We start from the raw sequence: 14,883 nt of genomic DNA on the forward strand, positions 1-14,883 counted from the left end.
CAAGAGGATTAAATAATGAATAACCAATTGAAAGCATCAACACGAAGGTTTGAAGATTTAACAATATATGGTGTGTATTACGGCATAGCGTGCCTTGCATTGTTCTTCTTGAAATTCCTGCTGTTTGAAGGGATTTTGACCGGACCAAATGGCATACACGCAGACATGACAAAAATCATGCTGTTCCCTCCTGCGTGTGCAATTCTTGTCTCAATGCTTGTTAGATTTTTTAAGTATGTCGATAAAGGCATGAGCGTTGGTGACATTGGGAGAACAAACAGAGAAGCGAAAATCCATTCTTACATGGATAAATTCAAATACCTGATGGCGTTCGTATTTTTGATTGCGACATATCAAACAGCCAAAATGAATTTTTTCGGCGTGGATATTTACAGTTTTGCACCAGAGATTAAGTTTTGGTTTAACGACTCGTACAGCATAAATGCTTATAATTCAGCAAGAATGGTATTCATGAGTAGAGATTTGGATGCGTATTTCACTGTCCTGTACTCATTTGCAGCAGCGTATTTTGTTATTGGCGCAGCGGTCTATTACGGTTTGAAGGTACATGCTGATTTAATCCACAAGGCTTTTTACTACAAGTCAATTCGCCTAGCACATTAATTCTAGCCACTTAAATCAGTGGCTTTTTTTTGCCTGCGATTTGAGAAAGCCAATCCCGCTGAAGCGGGGGAAGGGGTGTTAGTGAGGTTTGGATTCAGCGAGTTTCTTTATCGTGTCTCGGCAGATAGAAGTGCAGAAAAAATCAAGGTAAAGATTAATCGGTTGTTTGTTTTGAATTGGTTTAACTACTGGTACAGGGTTCGTTTGTGCGTTTTTCATGATTAATAATTTGGTTATGCCCGAATTATACCAAATTAAAAATTAAATCAAGTCCTTAGTGGCAATTAATTTCAAATATATTACTTTATTCTTACTTGTTTCTGATTAAGTTATTACCTACGTCTTACGAACGTCTGACGTAAATGGGATGGGTTTAGGCGAGCTGTGTTGAATTTCGGTGGGTAAACACTCGCGATTTCTTCTGGATTTCAAGACAAAGCGCCATTTTTTGGTTCTAATAGCGGGTCAAACGTGCCCATGAAGGATTCAGAGCGACATGAAGGACTCATACGAACTCATCACAGACCTTAATAGAAGCCGCTTACGAGCCTTGCTCGATGAAAAGAAAGTGCTTATGTCTGTTCTGTACAGTGATGCACTGATATACAGCATTGAACACTTCATCAAGCATGGTAATAGCACGGTGCTTAGCCCTATGGTGGATGTGTTCACTAATCGAGACTACAAGCTGTTTGTTGCGGCTTGGATTTGTGAACGCCTAGGCTTCAAAAGCAAGATGGGGGAGAAGGGTGCTGTCTTCACGCGAAGCGGTACTGCACCTAACGAACGTATGAGCTTTAAAGTCAGTCTCGAAGAATTTGCTGGCAACAAATTCAAACTGAAAATCCCTGTCAAGCCAGTGGTTGCAGTCAAAAAGAAAAGCCCTAAACGGGTGGATATGCTGGATACATGGGCACGCTTGCCGGGGAGCTATGGAAGCGGCAAGAGGTGAGAATTTCCACACGGCCAGAATAATAGCAGGCACAAAAAAAGCCCTTCAAGGGCTGCTTTGATTCACGGTTGGTTTAAACGAGAAGGGTACATAACTCTGAGAATTTGCTTTGTGCATTTTCTTTCGTTACTTCTTGCTCGTTGAAAATCCCCAAATCTAATTTGAAAGTGATAGATTCCGCAAGGTCGGACTTGCTGTAATTTGAAGACTTGCCTGTTGCTTCGTTTTTCAAAATGACAAATGTGTCATTTACGTCTTGTACTGAAATATTGTTGAATGGTTTTATGTCGTTTTTGAAATTGCCTAAGTCATTTAAGAATTGATTAGCGATTTTTGAATTTGTATTTATCATTTTTAGCTCCGGTTTTTGGTTATTTAGAAAGGTTTTCTCTTCCTATACACAAATTATACCATTCTGAAAACTGCCAATTTGCAGTTAAGCAATTTATTTCTGACTTATTTCTTATTTAAGTAAGAAATAATTATGACGTAGGTGGGACGAACGTCAGACGTAACGTTTACCGGGGTTTCGTTGGTCATATGAATGTCAGACGTACATAGGACGTTCAAAATTCAGGCAACAAAAAGCCTCGGTTAAGAGGCTGAGGGTTTGAATCTGTTGCTTTAAGTTCTTGCCAACTCTTTGTCAGCAAGGTTCTTGAAAATCCTGTCTTCGTAATCCAAGCGGTCTTCCAACTCGATGAATATCTTTTTGAGGTCAGAGTTATCCAAAGCCAACAAACGCAAGCGGTTGAGGATTTCAATGTCTGCTCCAAGTGCTGCGAATAGAGACGTTTCATAGCGGTCAGTGTCGAAAATATCGGCTACCAGCTCCACTGAGCGCGCTGCATGGCTTGTGTAAGAAAGGGTCTTTCTCACGTTCTTGTTGCCACGCTTAACAGCGTTGAGGTCGATGAGAGCCGCCTCTGCTTTGGTTCTGGTAACTGCCGGGGCCAGTTCCACAACTACGGCTTCTGGCTGGATTTCTTGTGGTTGTGGGTTCTCTGCTCTTTTTGCTTCTGCGCGTGCTTTAACTGCTTTTATATCGAATGTCATAATAATTCTCCTGTTTTAGTTTGTGATTGTGATTGTTTGGTTTTCAGAAGCCTCAACAGCTTCTGGTTCTTCGTCGAATGCAGAAAGGATTGCATCGACTACTAGGTTGAATTCAGTCTGAGCAAGCTTTGCTGAATCGGTTGTAGCGTTGTAGATTGATTGACCTTTGTTGAACTGATTCGGGTAAACCGAGCGGAAAACCAACGGGGCATTTAGCGGCATTTGATGCTCGCCAAAAACCTCTCCGAATTGCTTTATGTCTGCCATCATCTGACTGTTACGGTCGATTTCTTTCAGGGCTTTACGCTCTGCATTACGTGCGAGCCTTGCAGCCGTAGTGGATGTATCAGTGAGCGTGAGGTTTGCGCTGACTTCTTTCGCATTTGCCTTGATGCGTGCTGGTTCGAACGCTAGAAGTGAACGTACTTTGGTGTTGAATTTTCCGCCAAGACTTACAGCGTCGTACTTCAAATCTTCGATGATGCTGGATACAGTTACAGCCGTTACAGCGTTTTGGTTATCACCTTTATAAGGAGTGATAACGAGGTTACTGAAACTGATTAAGCGCTTGATTTCTTTGATTGGGTTATTTTTTGAGTCAAGAACCTTAGCTGGTACGTCAACAATGATGTAGTCGAAATTAGCGTATTCACGCTTGATAACGTCGAACTGAGCGTCTAATTCGTGAAGGCTGCGTGCAATCACAACAGGACGGTTCTCAATGGCGAATTCGTCATATTCGATTTGGTCTAGCAATGTCTGAGAAACTGCGCGGCCTTTTGCTTGAAGAGCATTTACCTTCGCTTTGTTTTTAGCGATACGATTTTCTGTTTCTTCTTTGTGCTGCTCGAAAAACATCTGGATTGTCGGTACGCCATCTGTGTCTACGATTAAAACGCGCATTCCTTGAAAAACTAAAGCATGAGTGAGATTCGCTATGGCTGTGGATTTGCAAATGCTTTTGTGGCTAATCCAAGCAAGAATTTTTGCAGCTTGCAACGCTGGTATTAGTGGTTTTGTTTCGAAATTTACTGATTGATTCATTGTGATTTCTCTATTAATAATTTGGTTATGTTTAAAGTTATATCATTTATTTTTCTAAATTCTTACGTTAGTGAGAAAAAAGTTAAAAATAAATCAGAAATATTTATTACCTACGTCTTATTCACGTCCTAATTACGTCTGACGTGCGTAAGAACTGAAACGGATCATGGATTAATTCAGCCCTTTAGTAAAAGAATAGATCTGTGATTTTTAGACTGAAGGGATATCAAAACCTTTTGGTTTTGATTTTTTGGATATCAGAAAAGGATTTTTTCTTTAGTCAATAAAAAAGCACCATTAGGTGCCTGTTTAAGGTTTGAGAGTTTTTCGCTTAGGTTTTGCATCAGAATCAATCGATGGGTAGGCTTGAAGAAGCTTGTTGGAAAGCCCGCGCTCTGCTAATGATAAATAGTTGTTGTCGTATCCATTCGAAACGCCATTCGCCTGCGCCTGCTTGTTAGCTTCGTGAACGATTCTGCTGAATTTCTTCATTTCATCGTAGAAAAGAGGCGCTTCATTTCTGATGGCGACAGCAATCTGCAAAGCGTTTAGGTGTGCTTGTGCATATTGGTCTTTACCCTTTTCTGTCTTTTCAAAGATTGAGTGTGAGTAGCCTTCTGAGAAATATTCTTTCTGCAAAGCCGGTGCTTTCATTGAGAGGATGATTGAGTCAGCGTTGGCTGATTTCATAGCCTCAATCAAGGCGCGGGGAAAAATGCACGAATCACTATCGTTTGGATTGATTGAAGCGCGTAATGCATTATTGATGTGTTGAATTTCTTGCTGCTGATTTTTCATGTGGTTAAAGGTTTTTTTTATAATAATAGCATTTGCTGATTGCGTGCTTTTCTAGCTAGAGCTATTTTGATGGCTCATTGAAATCATTGAGTACGTCACATGAAACGGATTTTGAGCGGTTTAGTGCTGTTGGGCTGTGCAGTTGGCGCTATGAGTGCAGGTGCTGATGAACGCTTCAAATTTGAGGCTTATCCGGCGTCTGCGGTGTCTTCTAAAGCAGTGAGCAAAATTGACTGGAAGTCGAACCCTGATCTTGCTGGGTACTGGAAGTCAAAAGAGGCTGTAGAAGCAACAGTGGGCAAGAAACCAGATTTTGCAGGCCATTTTGTTGTCGCACGATACGGATGTGGGACTGGATGCACAGCTTCTGTATTCGTCGATGCGAACAACGGGAAGGTCTATAAAGCTCCAATGAATGAAACGAGCACTAAGGATGGTGCTCACAAACCAACAAGCAACATTATTTTTATGAGTGATTATCGCTATGTAAATGGCGGCCCTGACATGACTGAAACCACGGGCGTTGTGGCGTGGAACGAGAAGGCTTCGAAATTTGAAATTTTGCATAAAGACAAGCCGGTGAAGCTCGAGATGGACTGATCTCTGTGCGGCGTGGCTTCTCTGAGGTGCAATGCCTTTATAGAAGCCACTCCGCTGCGCGGGAAGGGTAGTGCGTGGGAGGTGATGAGTCGTCGCTAGTGAAAAAGCGGGATAAAGCTATTTAAGCTTCTACGGTTGACGGGCCATCAGCTTCTTGGATTTGGTTCAGTGTGAACGCTACCTGATACTCGAAAAGCGAGACGTTGGGCACAACAACTATTGCGTGTCTGAGATGCTGACTGATTACCTTGGCAACAATCACTCCTTTGACTGTGCGTCCACCCGCTAGATTCTTCTGAACCCAACCCATATACCGGCTGATTTGGCCGATTGCTTTGTCTGCCACGCGTCCTCGTTTCAGTTCATAAACGACAAATGTGTCATCAGAGTCCAAGGCAAGAATATCGATACGGCCAACGCCTGTTGGGTATTCGATGCCGTCACCTTGGGAATCAACGTAAAGCCGTAGGGACTTACCGTCCAATCTCTGCGACTCGATGTTGTGAGCAATGAAGTCTCGCAACTGCCATTCCAGCTCAAAAACCGTTTCCCTGTCTGAGTCCGGCGTGTCTTGGTCTTCGAGATCAAAGTCTTCGTTTTCGATGGCTTGGAGGGCAGTTTTAGGTGTGCCGGGGTGCAGTATCAGCACCTGCGTTTCAGTTTCTTCAGTAACCCAACCCATGCGAGTGAATGCGCGGCGAAGCTGCTGAGAAGTCGTTTTCACGTCAAATTGTGGAGCTTCACCTATGTTCTGACGGCACCATTCCTTCATGGGATAAAGGGTGTGCCCACCATCCTGAGCTGCTATTACAACTGAGTATTTCTTGGGTGGTTGCATGTTCTGGTCATCCCGTTGGTTTTTAGAAATTCAGATTACCCGGTTCGATACCGATGAAGCCACTAGGAGCAAGTCTAATCCTAAAAATAATCTAAATTATTATTTATTTCACCCTTCTGGCTATTTCACAAAAACAATATGGTATAACTATGAAAAACAAATAATACATTTCATGAATATAAATATAGAAGCAGATTATTTCAATCAGTTGGATTTTAACGCGTTTCGTCCAAAAGTAAGGTTCAATAAAAAGCTCAAAAGAAAATCTAACTGGAGGTTGTTTGATTGTGATGATTGCTATGATGATTTGAATATAAAAAATACTCAACCGTCAGAGATTAAATTTGCCTTTGGTTTGTCGTCATCAGAATCAATTTATCGTGAAGATTATTATATAAAGTTTAATGAAGGGTCGCTAAACGATTCTAATGTTATTGTTAATACAAGGAGTGATTTTAAACTATTCTGTTTGAGCTTTGAACCTTTGGAGGAGAGCGACGAGTTTTTTGTTTGGCATAGAGGTTTAAGCTTTAACATTTTTTCAGCTTACAGACTTTGGTTTGAGATAAATAGATTGTCAGAAGAAGGGCAAAAATCCTTCAAGGCTTTTTTGAATAAATCTGACAAGCTATCAATCGTAAGTGATAATGATATGCAGGGTAGAATGTTGCGCTATTAACTCCGACCGCTCAGGCGGTTTTTTTACGTCAATCATTCTTCAAAGTTGTAATTCAATTTCCTTATAGCTTCATATTTTTGCTTTGGTGAAGCGCCGTCAGAGTATACGTCATTATGAACATCCCCAACGTCATGCCCTGTAATGCATTTTGACGTTGTTTCAGGAACGTCAGCGCGCTGGAGAAGGGTGATTACCGTGCCTCGAATACTGTGAAATACATATTGTTCGTTAAACCCCATCGAGGTTTTTAGACGACCAAATGCTTTGCTTAAAAAATCTGACCGGATACCGTATTTATTACCTGCGGGGGAGGGTATTAAATAGCCATCTTTGCTAGACGCTTTCATTCTCTCAACGATTGGTAATAAGTCTGGATGGATAGGTATATTACGAATAGATGACCTGTTTTTCGCTTCGTCGAGTGAAAAGCTATAAATCCCCTCGTCGTCGATTAAGTCACGTTTGTATTCTAAATCGCAAATTTCTTCGATACGCATTCCCGTCAATGCACCTATGCGTATTACATCCATTAGATTTTGACGGTTTTTCCCTTTTAACTCTTTTGCCTTAGAGAAAATTTCTTCAACTTGTTTTGCACTAAAGTTTTTACGCTCTGCGTCAGCTTGTGCTTTACCTTTTCGAGAAATAGGAAATTCGTGATTTTGGAAAGGTGCTTTCATATTTTGGAATTTAGCCTCAAATCGAGGCAGGTTGTTCATAGCCCATTTGTAGAACGTGTTCCCGGCAAGCACGTATTGCTTTTTTGTTTTCGGAGAAAGCGTTGTTTGTGATTCAAGATAGAGACGAACGCTTTTGTGGTCCAGCGACATTTTTTCTTGTTTCAGCCAATCGCTCAGTTTCTCCAAGCGACTCACTTGCATATCAACAGTTTTATCAATGACTTTGCGAATTTCTTTTTGGTAGATAGCAAAGGTATTAAAGTTCTTTTTGGTGAAAGGTGAATCAGGTGCGTGAGATTCGTGATTTTTCGCGGACTCCACTACATCCTGTTTTTCTGTGATGGTGAATTCATCTGTCTCTGACAATTCCCCCATCAGCATTTTTAATTCGAGGGTATTGGTGATTCGGTTGAGTTTTTTGACTGCCTCAACAATCGTCTCAAACCCAAGCTGACCTGTCTCATTCAGCTTCATGCTGTACTGAACGTTCCACACGTCAATTTCATCGCCAAAATGGTCATATTCAGCGTCTGATAGGTATCCCTGCATGTGCAGGTGCATGATTCGTTCTTTTTGTTCAGCTTTGAGGCGGTCAAGCTCGGGTTCGCCAAAGGTCGCTCCATTACCTATGAGTGCATTGATTAGCGATTTGATGTGTTCTGTTTCGCGTTCTGCCTTGGCAGCCATGTACGTCACAGCAACGTCTTTGACCTCTTCAAAATCCATGTTCAAGCGAAACTCACCGTCCTCGGCTCGTTGGATCTTCCGCTTCGCCTCGATGTCAGCTTTCCATCGCTTGATGAGGGGGATTTTCAAATTCTGAGCTTCTGCCTTGGCACCCGTCTTCAATGACTGGGAAAACTGGCTTTTACCGAAGTACTCGCGCAGGTCTTCGGGAATGACGTATCTGGCGTGCCAAGTACCCGCTTTGAGGATAAGATTGTCTGCTGCCATGATGGACATGCCTGTTGTTCGGTAGAGATACTGTTTTGTACCAGTATTTTGTACCAAACTAAAGCGAAACCCTTGCTGGGCTTGGTTTTAAAGGGCTTTGGGGTGTAATTCGGAAAGTCCCTATCTCTCCGCCATTATTGAACAAGACTAAGCCCCTGAAATGGTTAAACATTTCAGGGGCTTTTTCGTGGGCGCCAAAAAGTCGTGGAAGATTCTGGCGCAATGTCTGCTTTTTAAATGGTGGAGTTGCATCTATTGATCCAGGCGTGAGGCTTTCAGCTGTTTTTCGGCGATTTTCGGTGATTTTCTGATTTTCCCCCAACCGTTTTATCGAGCTTGAGTTCAATGCTCCCCCGCAACCGACCTCTATATCTGAAGCTTTCCCAAAGTGTCCCACTCGCCCGTTACTGATTGGACGAGTGGGTTTTGGCTTAGGCCTCAAGGCATCTGCGGCAACTCCTGCGCCCGCAGATCGAACACCAGCACCTCGGCGTCTCTGCCATTGCTCAAGGTCAGCAGTTGTTCCTTGCGCACTCGCACGCCGTCGCCTTCCTGAAGGGCCATGCCGTTGAGTTCGACGCTGCCTCGGGCTACGTGCACATAGGCGTAGCGGTCGGCGGCGAGTTCCAGTGTGGCGTTTTCCTTACCGTCTATCAGGGCTGCATAGACCCGGGCATCCTGGCGTACGTGGAGCGAACCATCGGCGCCATCGGGCGAGATGATCAGTTGCAGACGCCCGCGTTTTTTTTGCGTGTTGAAGTGCTCTTGTTGGTAGCGGGGTTTGGCGCCGGCGATGTCAGGCACGATCCAGATTTGCAAAAAATGCACAGGCTGGCTGTGCGAGTGGTTGTACTCGCTGTGCGCCACGCCGCTGCCGGCACTCATCAATTGCACATCACCCGGGCGGATCACAGAACCTGTGCCCAGGGTGTCCTTGTGCTCCAGCGCACCGTCGAGCACGTAGGAGAAAATTTCCATGTCGCGGTGGGGGTGTTGGCCGAAGCCTTTGCCCGCTGCCACGCGGTCGTCGTTGATCACCAGCAGGTCGGAGAAACCTTGCTCATCGAGGTTGCGATAGTTGGCAAATGAGAAGGTGTGGAACGACTTCAACCAGCCATGATTGGCGGCGCCGCGATCAGATGCTTTGCGAAGGGTCAGCATGATGACATCTCCTGTGTGGACGTTAATTCGTCCGAGTGAGGAGAAGGTTAATGGTTACAGTGGAGTAAATTAAGTAGCTTAAAATTGAAATACTGTCTCTTTGAGATTGACAGTTTTAGCGAATTTTTCACGTATTATTTCCCGACGCTTGCTCATGATCTGCGCTTCAGCAGTAGACCGTAAGCAGTGCAACAGCGGTAAGCCCACAGGGGAATTCGTTCATGCAGCTGCTCACAGTGATACCTGACCTATGAAAACCGTGGCCATCGTGTTGTTCCCAGACTTCCTACTACTCGACATGGCGGGCCCCATGGAGGTGTTCTCTATTGCCAACCGCTATTTACATCCGGATCAGCAGTATGAGTTGACCACTGTTGCTACCGAGCCAGGCCTGCTGCGCGCCTCAAACGGTGTGAGTTTGCAGGCGGATCTACATATTGATCAGGCCAGCGGGCACTATGACTTGTTGCTGGTACCCGGTGGTCCAGGGGCCTACAACGACAAGCCGCTGCCCTTGCTGGAGTGGCTCAAGGGCGCCGTCACCCGGGCCGGGCAATACGGTTCGATCTGTACCGGGGCATTCGTGCTGGGCTTCGCCGGTTTGCTGGACGGCTACCGCGTCACTACCCATTGGCATTACACCGAGCGGCTGATCAAGGCCTTCCCCAAGGCCAGCGTTGAGATCGACCAGATTTTCGTGCAGGACCGCAACCTCATCACGTCTGGCGGCGTCACGGCCGGTATCGACCTTGCGCTGTCGGTGGTAGCCAATGACCACGGTAAAAAAGTCGCCTTGGACGTGGCAAAAGTGCTGCTGGTGGTGATGAAGCGTCAGGGCGGGCAGGCGCAGTTCAGTCCGTTGATGGCCAGCGTAGGCACGCTCGAAACCCCGATAACCCGAGTTCAGAACTACATCCTCGAACACCTCGATCAGACCTTCAGCATCGAATCCATGGCGAGGTTGGCCAGTATGAGCCCGAGGCACTTTGCCAGGGTTTTTGCCCGGGAGGTCAACATGACACCCATGGACTTTCTCCAGGGCGCGCGTATCGATCGCGCCAGAAGCCTGCTGGAGACCAGTGAGTTGCCACTCAAGACAGTGGCCTTCAAAAGTGGCTTCGGTAGCGTCCGGCACATGCGTTTCCTGTTCAATGAAAAGCTCGGTTTGACCCCCGCACACTACCGAGAGCAGTTCAGCTAGCCCCGATTGTCCGTTGTGCGCACCGAGATGGCCGTAATGCTCCTACCAGAGCAGTTGCGCTGTCATCCATGCCTGCCAAGATAGATGAGAACTCTTTGCACTTGCACAAGGATGACCGCCCCATGAGTACTTTCACCACCAGTGATGGCACCGAGATCTACTACAAGGACTGGGGCACGGGGCAGCCCGTAGTTTTCAGCCACGGTTGGCCGTTGAACGCCGATAGCTGGGAATCACAGATGCTGTTCCTGGCCTCTAAAGGTTATCGGGTCATTGCCCATGATCGGCGCGGCCATGGTCGCTCCAGTCAGCCATGGGCAGGTAACGACATGGACACCTACGCCGATGACCTGGCGCAGTTGATCGAGCTGCTGGATCTGCAAGATGCCGTGTTGTTCGGTTTCTCTACCGGCGGCGGTGAAGTGGCGCGTTATATCGGTCGCCACGGTACGGCGCGGGTGGCGAAGGCGGGGCTGATTTCATCGGTGCCGCCTTTGATGCTCAAGACCGAAGCCAACTCCGGCGGCCTGCCGCTTGAGGTCTTTGACGGGATTCGCAAGGCGTCTCTGGCGGACCGTTCACAGCTGTATATCGACCTCGCCAGCGGTCCTTTCTTTGGTTTCAACAAACCAGGGGCCAAACCCTCCCAGGGGATGATCGACTGGTTCTGGATGCAGGGCATGACCAGCGGCCATAAAAACGCCTACGACTGTATCAAGGCGTTCTCTGAAACCGACTTTACCGAAGACCTGAAGAAATTCGACATTCCGACCCTGGTGGTCCACGGCGATGCCGACCAGGTGGTGCCGATTGAAGCCGCGGGCATCGCGGCGGCAGGATTGGTCAAAGGTTCTACGCTGAAGATCTACCCCGGTGCCCCCCACGGGCTGACTGATACCCACAAGGATCAGCTCAATGCCGATCTGTTGGCGTTTCTCAAGGGCTGATACGCGGGAAACCCTGTAGACACTCTACCGGTCAAGGCCACCTGTGGGAGCGAGCCTGCGCGCGCCCACGGTTAAAGTATCTACAGGGGATATTCGTCTGGATATCTTTGGAGCCTTTTGCATGTCTGAATCCACTGAGATCGACCCGCCGACCCGGGTTTTCGATGAGGTTGTGACCCTGGTGGTCAAGCATCGGGTCAAGGCCGGTTTTGAAGTGCCCTACAACGACTGGCTGCGCAAGATCGTGCGCATTGCCGGGCAATGGGAAGGGCATCTGGGGGTGGATGTCGTGCCCGGCAAGAGTGCCGGTCTGGACACCTATACCTGCGTACTGCGCTTTTGCTCCACTGACGCCATGCAGCGCTGGCTGGACTCGCCGCAACGTCGCGAACTGGTCAACGAAGCCACGCCGATGCTGGCGGACGGCGACCAGACCGAGGTCAACCCGGCCAACGAATTCTGGTTCGCGCCCCTCACCGAATCCCGTCTGCCACCACCCCGCTGGAAACAGGCAGTGCTGACGCTGATGGTGATTTTCCCGCATACCTTGCTGGTGCCGCTGATCTGGAAGCCCTTGCTGGGCTTGAGCCCCTTTTTCTCTCAATACCTGGTTGCCACCTTTGTGATCACGCTGACCATCGTTGTCTCGGTGGTTTATCTGTTTATGCCAATGGCGACGCGTGTGTTCGCGCCTTGGCTGACGGCTCCCACTGAGCCCAAGGAAACGCGATGAACGCCGATCTGATCTTATTCAATGGCCAATTTCATACCGTCGATCGCGACAACCCGCATGCCAGCGCCGTGGCCATCCGCGAGGGCCGCTTTGTGGCGGTCGGCACCGATGCTCAGGCGATGGCCCTGCGCGGTGCGGGTACGCAAGTTATCGACCTCAAGGGCCGCTGTGTCATTCCAGGCCTTAATGACTCACACCTGCATCTGATCCGTGGCGGCCTGAATTACAACCTCGAACTGCGCTGGGAAGGTGTGCCATCGCTGGCCGATGCGTTGCGCATGCTCAAGGAACAGGCCGAGCGCACGCCGACGCCGCAATGGGTGCGGGTGGTGGGCGGCTGGAACGAATTCCAGTTCGCCGAAAAACGCATGCCTACCCTGGAAGAACTCAATCAGGCGGCCCCGGATACCCCGGTATTTGTCCTGCACTTGTATGACCGGGCCTTGCTTAATCGGGCCGCGCTGCGGGTTGCCGGCTATACCCGTGATACCCCGAACCCGCCGGGTGGCGAGATTGTGCGAGATGCCAACGGCAACCCGACCGGCATGCTGGTGGCGCGACCCAACGCGATGATTCTCTACTCGACCCTGGCCAAGGGGCCGAAGTTGCCGTTGGAGTATCAGGTGAACTCCACCCGCCAATTTATGCGCGAGCTCAACCGCCTGGGCCTCACCAGCGCGATTGATGCCGGCGGTGGTTTTCAAAACTATCCCGACGATTACCAGGTCATCGAACAGTTGGCCAAAGACCAGCAGTTGACTATCCGTATTGCCTACAACCTGTTTACGCAAAAGCCCAAGGAAGAACTGACCGACTTCAAGAACTGGACCGGCAGTGTGAAACTGCACCAGGGCGATGACTTCTTGCGGCACAACGGCGCCGGGGAAATGCTGGTGTTCTCGGCGGCGGACTTCGAGGACTTCCTTGAACCGCGCCCGGACTTGCCGCAAACCATGGAAGACGAACTGGAGCCGGTGGTGCGTCATTTGGTGGAGCAACGCTGGCCGTTCCGCCTGCACGCCACCTACAACGAATCCATCAGTCGCATGCTCGACGTGTTCGAGAAGGTCAATCGCGATATCCCGTTCAATGGCTTGCCGTGGTTTTTCGACCATGCCGAAACCATCACCCCGCATAACATCGAGCGTGTGAGAGCACTGGGTGGGGGCATTGCGATTCAGGATCGTATGGCATTCCAAGGTGAGTATTTCGTCGAACGTTACGGCGCCAAAGCGGCCCAAGCTACGCCCCCCATCAAGCGCATGCTGGCCGAAGGCGTGCCCGTGGGGGCGGGCACCGATGCCACCCGCGTATCCAGCTATAACCCGTGGACTTCGTTGTATTGGATGGTCAGCGGTCGCACTGTCGGCGGCCTTGAGTTGCACGCCGAAGGCTTGCCCCGGCTCACCGCACTGGAGCTGTTCACCCACGGCAGCGCCTGGTTTTCATCCGAGCAGGGCAAAAAGGGCCAGATCAAGGTCGGCCAGTTGGCAGACGTGGCGGCCCTGAGCGCGGACTTCTTCAGCGTCGACGAAGAAGCCATCAAGTGGATCGAGTCCGTGCTGACCGTGGTGGGCGGCAAGGTGGTGTACGCCGCCGACGACTTTGAAAAGCTTGGGCCAGCCCGTGTACCGGTGTTGCCCGACTGGTCACCGGTGGTCACCGTCCCAGGCCACTGGCGCCCTGGCGCGCCGTTGCTGGCGCAGGCCCACCAATGCAGTGGGCCGTGCGCGGTGCATGCCCATGGCCATGAAAAAGCACGCTTTTCGAATGCGCCGGTCAGCGACTTTGTCGGCTTTTGGGGCGCCTTTGGCTGCTCGTGTTTCGCGTTTTGATCCCGTAACACCTATCCATCGAGGAGTTTCACATGAGCAATGTTCCGTACAAACGCCTGAACAAAGATGATGCTGTGGTGTTGCTGGTTGACCACCAGACCGGTCTGATCTCGTTGGTCCAGGATTTCTCGCCGAACGAATTCAAGAACAACGTACTGGCGCTGGGCGATGTGGCGAAGTTCTTCAAACTGCCGACCATCCTCACCACCAGTTTTGAAAACGGCCCCAACGGTCCGATGGTGCCGGAGCTCAAGGAACTGTTCCCGGACGCCCCGTATATTCCGCGCCCCGGTCAGATCAATGCTTGGGACAACGAAGATTTCGTCAAGGCGGTCAAGGCTACCGGGCGCAAGCAACTGATCATTGCGGGCGTGGTGACGGATGTATGCGTGACCTTCCCGACACTGTCGGCGCTGGCTGAGGGTTTTGACGTGTTTGTGGTGACAGATGCCTCGGGCACCTTTAACGAAACCGTGCAACAGGCCGCCTGGGCGCGGATGGCGGCAGCGGGTGCACAGTTGATGAACTGGTTCTCGGTGGCGTGCGAGCTGCAGGGGGACTGGCGCAATGACATGGAAGGCCTGGCCAACCTGCTGTCGCCGCGCATTCCCAACTACCGCAACCTGATGAACAGCTACTCGGTATTGACGGCAAAATAAGGCAGCACATTTGCTTCTGTAGCCGCTGCCGCAGGCTGCGACAAGGGCCGCAGGACCTTGGCTTTCTTTTGGAATCCGGCGTCGCTTTGCAACTCATCGCAGCCTGCGGCAGCGCAGATACT

16 protein-coding genes are annotated in these 14,883 nt (G+C 49.1%); 9 read left to right on the top strand and 7 right to left on the bottom strand.

Going from position 1 to position 14,883, the window contains the following annotated elements; all coding sequences use genetic code 11:
• Window positions 1-15 precede the first annotated feature (15 nt).
• The gene (locus tag V6L79_RS10660) at window positions 16-624 is read left to right on the top strand and encodes a hypothetical protein (protein ID WP_338580208.1); all 609 of its coding nucleotides are present in this window, start codon (window positions 16-18) and stop codon (window positions 622-624) included.
• Between the two features lie 496 nt (window positions 625-1,120).
• Window positions 1,121-1,576 carry a hypothetical protein gene (locus V6L79_RS10665; protein WP_153377153.1) on the top strand — a complete coding sequence of 152 codons (456 nt, stop codon included), beginning with the start codon at window positions 1,121-1,123 and terminating at the stop codon, window positions 1,574-1,576.
• A 73-nt stretch (window positions 1,577-1,649) separates the two neighbouring features.
• On the opposite strand, the gene V6L79_RS10670 is transcribed toward V6L79_RS10665, so the two are convergent.
• The 4 genes from V6L79_RS10670 to V6L79_RS10685 form a co-directional block, all read right to left on the bottom strand.
• Window positions 1,650-1,928 (bottom strand): hypothetical protein, encoded by a 279-nt coding sequence (locus V6L79_RS10670; RefSeq protein WP_146425967.1) that lies wholly within the window; start codon window positions 1,926-1,928, stop codon window positions 1,650-1,652.
• A gap of 272 nt (window positions 1,929-2,200) precedes the next feature.
• The gene (locus V6L79_RS10675) at window positions 2,201-2,632 is read right to left on the bottom strand and encodes a hypothetical protein (RefSeq protein WP_338580209.1); all 432 of its coding nucleotides are present in this window, start codon (window positions 2,630-2,632) and stop codon (window positions 2,201-2,203) included.
• A gap of 15 nt (window positions 2,633-2,647) precedes the next feature.
• Window positions 2,648-3,676, bottom strand: a complete 1,029-nt coding sequence (locus V6L79_RS10680; protein ID WP_153404090.1) for an AAA family ATPase — start codon at window positions 3,674-3,676, stop codon at window positions 2,648-2,650.
• Window positions 3,677-3,985: 309 nt separating this feature from the next.
• Complete coding sequence (locus tag V6L79_RS10685; protein ID WP_338580210.1) at window positions 3,986-4,474, bottom strand: hypothetical protein; 489 nt, start codon at window positions 4,472-4,474, stop codon at window positions 3,986-3,988.
• A 99-nt stretch (window positions 4,475-4,573) separates the two neighbouring features.
• Here V6L79_RS10685 and V6L79_RS10690 point away from each other — a divergent pair, with 99 nt between their 5' ends.
• Complete coding sequence (locus tag V6L79_RS10690) at window positions 4,574-5,074, top strand: hypothetical protein (RefSeq protein ID WP_153404083.1); 501 nt, start codon at window positions 4,574-4,576, stop codon at window positions 5,072-5,074.
• A gap of 121 nt (window positions 5,075-5,195) precedes the next feature.
• Here V6L79_RS10690 and V6L79_RS10695 read toward each other — a convergent pair whose 3' ends face one another.
• Complete coding sequence (locus V6L79_RS10695; protein WP_194286433.1) at window positions 5,196-5,912, bottom strand: endonuclease NucS domain-containing protein; 717 nt, start codon at window positions 5,910-5,912, stop codon at window positions 5,196-5,198.
• Here V6L79_RS10695 and V6L79_RS10700 point away from each other — a divergent pair.
• A complete protein-coding gene (locus tag V6L79_RS10700; RefSeq protein WP_338580211.1) occupies window positions 5,911-6,591 on the top strand; it encodes a hypothetical protein in 681 nt (226 codons plus the stop codon). The genes V6L79_RS10695 and V6L79_RS10700 overlap by 2 nt on opposite strands.
• A gap of 32 nt (window positions 6,592-6,623) precedes the next feature.
• Here V6L79_RS10700 and V6L79_RS10705 read toward each other — a convergent pair whose 3' ends face one another.
• Both V6L79_RS10705 and V6L79_RS10710 read right to left on the bottom strand, forming a co-directional pair.
• Window positions 6,624-8,225 carry a DUF6538 domain-containing protein gene (locus V6L79_RS10705; protein WP_338580212.1) on the bottom strand — a complete coding sequence of 534 codons (1,602 nt, stop codon included), beginning with the start codon at window positions 8,223-8,225 and terminating at the stop codon, window positions 6,624-6,626.
• 438 nt (window positions 8,226-8,663) lie between these two features.
• Window positions 8,664-9,386, bottom strand: a complete 723-nt coding sequence (locus V6L79_RS10710; protein ID WP_261741470.1) for a pirin family protein — start codon at window positions 9,384-9,386, stop codon at window positions 8,664-8,666.
• Window positions 9,387-9,636: 250 nt separating this feature from the next.
• On the opposite strand from V6L79_RS10710, the gene V6L79_RS10715 reads away from it, so the two are divergent.
• The 5 genes from V6L79_RS10715 (at window position 9,637) to ycaC (ending at window position 14,761) form a co-directional block, all read left to right on the top strand.
• Entirely contained in the window at window positions 9,637-10,587 is a 951-nt protein-coding gene (locus V6L79_RS10715) for a GlxA family transcriptional regulator (protein ID WP_261741471.1), read from the top strand.
• A 122-nt stretch (window positions 10,588-10,709) separates the two neighbouring features.
• The gene (locus V6L79_RS10720; protein WP_338580213.1) at window positions 10,710-11,534 is read left to right on the top strand and encodes an alpha/beta hydrolase; all 825 of its coding nucleotides are present in this window, start codon (window positions 10,710-10,712) and stop codon (window positions 11,532-11,534) included.
• Window positions 11,535-11,655: 121 nt separating this feature from the next.
• Window positions 11,656-12,267: an antibiotic biosynthesis monooxygenase gene (locus V6L79_RS10725; protein ID WP_261741473.1), complete on the top strand. Its 612-nt coding sequence runs from the start codon at window positions 11,656-11,658 to the stop codon at window positions 12,265-12,267.
• Complete coding sequence (locus tag V6L79_RS10730; protein ID WP_338580214.1) at window positions 12,264-14,102, top strand: amidohydrolase; 1,839 nt, start codon at window positions 12,264-12,266, stop codon at window positions 14,100-14,102. The genes V6L79_RS10725 and V6L79_RS10730 overlap by 4 nt, the downstream gene beginning before the upstream one ends.
• A 32-nt stretch (window positions 14,103-14,134) precedes the next feature.
• Window positions 14,135-14,761, top strand: coding sequence for an isochorismate family cysteine hydrolase YcaC (gene ycaC, locus V6L79_RS10735; protein ID WP_261741475.1), 627 nt, complete (start codon window positions 14,135-14,137; stop codon window positions 14,759-14,761).
• Window positions 14,762-14,883 lie beyond the last annotated feature (122 nt).

Origin of the sequence: Pseudomonas sp. ML2-2023-6 (genome assembly GCF_037055265.1) — a bacterium.
GTDB lineage: Bacteria > Pseudomonadota > Gammaproteobacteria > Pseudomonadales > Pseudomonadaceae > Aquipseudomonas > Aquipseudomonas kulmbachensis.

Coding starts and splice junctions, on each gene's coding strand:
- V6L79_RS10690 (WP_153404083.1), top strand. CDS start 4,574: ATGAAACGGATTTTGAGCGGTTTAGTGCTGTTGGGCTGTGCAGTTGGC.
- V6L79_RS10695 (WP_194286433.1), bottom strand. CDS start 5,912: ATGCAACCACCCAAGAAATACTCAGTTGTAATAGCAGCTCAGGATGGT.
- V6L79_RS10665 (WP_153377153.1), top strand. CDS start 1,121: ATGAAGGACTCATACGAACTCATCACAGACCTTAATAGAAGCCGCTTA.
- V6L79_RS10720 (WP_338580213.1), top strand. CDS start 10,710: ATGAGTACTTTCACCACCAGTGATGGCACCGAGATCTACTACAAGGAC.
- V6L79_RS10710 (WP_261741470.1), bottom strand. CDS start 9,386: ATGCTGACCCTTCGCAAAGCATCTGATCGCGGCGCCGCCAATCATGGC.
- V6L79_RS10685 (WP_338580210.1), bottom strand. CDS start 4,474: ATGAAAAATCAGCAGCAAGAAATTCAACACATCAATAATGCATTACGC.
- V6L79_RS10660 (WP_338580208.1), top strand. CDS start 16: ATGAATAACCAATTGAAAGCATCAACACGAAGGTTTGAAGATTTAACA.
- V6L79_RS10705 (WP_338580212.1), bottom strand. CDS start 8,225: ATGGCAGCAGACAATCTTATCCTCAAAGCGGGTACTTGGCACGCCAGA.
- V6L79_RS10675 (WP_338580209.1), bottom strand. CDS start 2,632: ATGACATTCGATATAAAAGCAGTTAAAGCACGCGCAGAAGCAAAAAGA.
- V6L79_RS10700 (WP_338580211.1), top strand. CDS start 5,911: ATGTTCTGGTCATCCCGTTGGTTTTTAGAAATTCAGATTACCCGGTTC.
- V6L79_RS10725 (WP_261741473.1), top strand. CDS start 11,656: ATGTCTGAATCCACTGAGATCGACCCGCCGACCCGGGTTTTCGATGAG.
- V6L79_RS10730 (WP_338580214.1), top strand. CDS start 12,264: ATGAACGCCGATCTGATCTTATTCAATGGCCAATTTCATACCGTCGAT.
- ycaC (WP_261741475.1), top strand. CDS start 14,135: ATGAGCAATGTTCCGTACAAACGCCTGAACAAAGATGATGCTGTGGTG.
- V6L79_RS10670 (WP_146425967.1), bottom strand. CDS start 1,928: ATGATAAATACAAATTCAAAAATCGCTAATCAATTCTTAAATGACTTA.
- V6L79_RS10715 (WP_261741471.1), top strand. CDS start 9,637: ATGAAAACCGTGGCCATCGTGTTGTTCCCAGACTTCCTACTACTCGAC.
- V6L79_RS10680 (WP_153404090.1), bottom strand. CDS start 3,676: ATGAATCAATCAGTAAATTTCGAAACAAAACCACTAATACCAGCGTTG.